Genomic DNA, 2707 nt, shown 5'->3' on the forward strand with positions numbered 1-2707 from the left:
TTCCCAATGGCTGCTCCCGTTGCTACTGTGTTTACTGATTCGAGTCGCTACCGAAGCATTCACTTTGGTTTAACCATATTATATACCGGACTAAATTTTTTCCATCTTATTGTAGATTCGGTGGTGCAACCGATCGCTTGGTATCAGGTTGTGCTTATGGTGATTTTGTTCATCATCGGTCTGTTACTCAACCTTGTTTCCTTCCAGTGGATGAAAGTTCGTCTGGTTAAGAGACCTCCAAAGAATAAATTATCCCAAAAAGAACAAGAGACAGAATTTATTCAAGAATAATGATATATGGTTAGCGGGATACAGATATATACTTCTACTACAGCCAATTTATATATTGTAAATATTTTTTTAAATGGAATTACACCATAGGAGAGATAAACGCTTAAAAGTTATTAAATAAAGGTTAAAAATAAAATATCTTAGTAAAACTTGTACAACTTATACACCAATCAAACGCTCGGTTAAACATGATTTCTAACATGAGAGTGTCATACTAATCTTTATCAACAAATTGACAAAGTTTAGTGAAATATATGCTTAATAAAGTTTTATTAACGAGTCCTCGCAAATTGAGTATATCTACAACAATCAGTCAATCGATGATGAGTAAGCATTTTTGCCCTAACTGTTCAGACGTTTTACTCCGTCATGTGCGTTTGGGAAAACTTTACTGGCGCTGTAGTTACTGCTATCAGGAAATGCCCGTTTAGAAAACGGGAGTGGTACGCTAACGTGCCATCAGCACGACAACTGATCGCCCCCCAGCAAGATATTCTTGAGATGCAATTAAGGGCGCAGTTTTCAAATCGGAGAAATCTTGAGGAGATGGCAAAGCAGTATCTACAATTTGATGCCAGCCTTCTCCACTACCCAAAAGTGGTAGTTCAAATGTCAACGGCTGCCAATAAGCATTGAGGATAATATAAGGATGGTAGTACCTTACTGCTATCAAACCTTAGTTCTTGATCTGGCGCATAAAGTCCATACGCCCGATAAGCGTAAACGGCGTAAACTTGCCCAGCACCAATATTTGATACTAAAATATGCCAATAGTAGAAGGTTTTATTATGCTTTTTGTGTAGCTGAATTACACGGCTGGGTTGGGGTGAATTTGGCTCATCAAAGAGCAATAATTCCAGTCCCGTGCAGCTTTTAGAGAATACCGAAAAATTGACACCATTAGGGGTAAATGTAGCGCCAATTGGAAAAGGTTGACCTGGCAAAATATCAGTAAGCATTTTGGTAATAATAGACATAAAAAATCATAAATAGGTTAATAGTTGGTTAATATTTAACTGAGTTTATGCCAGTTTTTATAACTAAAATGCAAATATTTATAACCGATCTATTTTTTTAGATATAACACTAAACTTATAGCGTAATTTATTTAACTTATAAACTATATTTTCTCTACCCTTGGTTAGATGTTAAAGTTAGAAGATATATCAGAATATAGGTACTTATAGCGTATGTACTGCATATTCACCCTTTTAATCCAGACATCAGGTAATTTTAAACAAGATAGTAGTGAATAGTGAAGTGCGGGCAATAGGATTGGGTTAGCTAAAAATCGAGATTTTTGTAATGGGGAAAGATCGATTCTTTGACTCAATTACTTCAGGATCTTGTTAATTGCTAACCTTATGCAAACTGTATTGGAAGTAGCTGCTTGTGTAAGTGAACCGCGAGTAAAACCGTAGTTATCGATTGATATCCGCTTAACCATTTTGAGATTGATCAATGTAGTACCCAATGGTAGATGCACTGTGCTACATCACTTCTTTGATATTCATATCTAGTCTTAAAACATCAGGTTTTAAAACTGTGTAGACGCTCAGATAACTCTGAGCGTCGGCGGACAGACTTCTGCCTACAGCCCTTTGGGCATCCTATGGCAGGTGCTAGCTTCTCTCTTTGGAAGAAGAGGAGACACCCGTCGTAAGATGCCCGTACCCCGACTCAAAAGCCAAGCTATGCGTAGCGTCTCCTGTCTTGAGAAGGGCTGTAGGGCGATCGGAAGCGGCTTGTCGTCAGACATCGCGTGTTCAACGACTCTTTAACTAAAAATAGATTAGTAGGATTCAAAATCTATGACTATTTCTCCTTCTAAGCCCAAGTCTTCAGATTTAAAACAAGACAAATCTGCCCCACTTAGTACTGAAGAACTGCGTCTAATCAATGCTTACTGGCGTGCCTGTAACTATTTAGCTCTAGGTATGATATATTTGCAGGACAATCCACTGCTAAAAGAACCCCTCAAGCCAGAACACATCAAAAATCGCCTGTTAGGACACTGGGGTACAAGTCCCGGTTTGAGCTTTATCTACGTCCATCTCAACCGTTTAATCAAAAAATATGATCTGGACGTGATTTACATCGCAGGCCCCGGTCATGGCGCTCCGGGCATCCTTGGACCGACATACTTAGAAGGAACCTATTCTGAGGTTTATCCTGATAAGAGCCAAGACGAGGAAGGTATGCTGAAGTTTTTCAAACAGTTCTCCTTTCCTGGGGGAATTGGTAGTCACTGCACACCTGAAACTCCTGGCTCGATTCACGAAGGCGGCGAGTTAGGCTACAGCCTCTCCCACGCTTACGGTGCTGCTTTCGATAACCCGGATTTGATTGTGACGGCAGTTGTTGGTGACGGGGAAGCAGAAACAGGCCCTCTGGCAACAGCTTGGCATTCCAATAA

3 protein-coding genes and 1 pseudogene are annotated in these 2707 nt (G+C 39.8%); 2 read left to right on the top strand and 2 right to left on the bottom strand.

The window, feature by feature from the left end; all coding sequences use genetic code 11:
* Positions 1–291 (top strand): annotated as a pseudogene (locus tag ACYTXL_RS24405) (hypothetical protein); the annotation flags it as partial.
* A gap of 448 nt (positions 292–739) precedes the next feature.
* On the opposite strand, the gene ACYTXL_RS24410 reads toward ACYTXL_RS24405, so the two are convergent.
* Together ACYTXL_RS24410 and ACYTXL_RS24415 are read right to left on the bottom strand one after the other, a co-directional pair.
* Positions 740–907, bottom strand: a complete 168-nt coding sequence (locus ACYTXL_RS24410; RefSeq protein WP_461926983.1) for a hypothetical protein — start codon at positions 905–907, stop codon at positions 740–742.
* Complete coding sequence (locus ACYTXL_RS24415; RefSeq protein ID WP_461926984.1) at positions 897–1268, bottom strand: hypothetical protein; 372 nt, start codon at positions 1266–1268, stop codon at positions 897–899. The genes ACYTXL_RS24410 and ACYTXL_RS24415 overlap by 11 nt, the downstream gene beginning before the upstream one ends.
* A gap of 834 nt (positions 1269–2102) precedes the next feature.
* On the opposite strand from ACYTXL_RS24415, the gene ACYTXL_RS24420 reads away from it, so the two are divergent.
* Positions 2103–2707: phosphoketolase family protein (locus ACYTXL_RS24420; protein WP_461926985.1), on the top strand; the 605-nt coding region annotated here is incomplete at its 3' end.

This window comes from Nostoc sp. (assembly GCF_054880495.1).

Coding starts and splice junctions, on each gene's coding strand:
- ACYTXL_RS24415 (WP_461926984.1), bottom strand. CDS start 1,268: ATGTCTATTATTACCAAAATGCTTACTGATATTTTGCCAGGTCAACCT.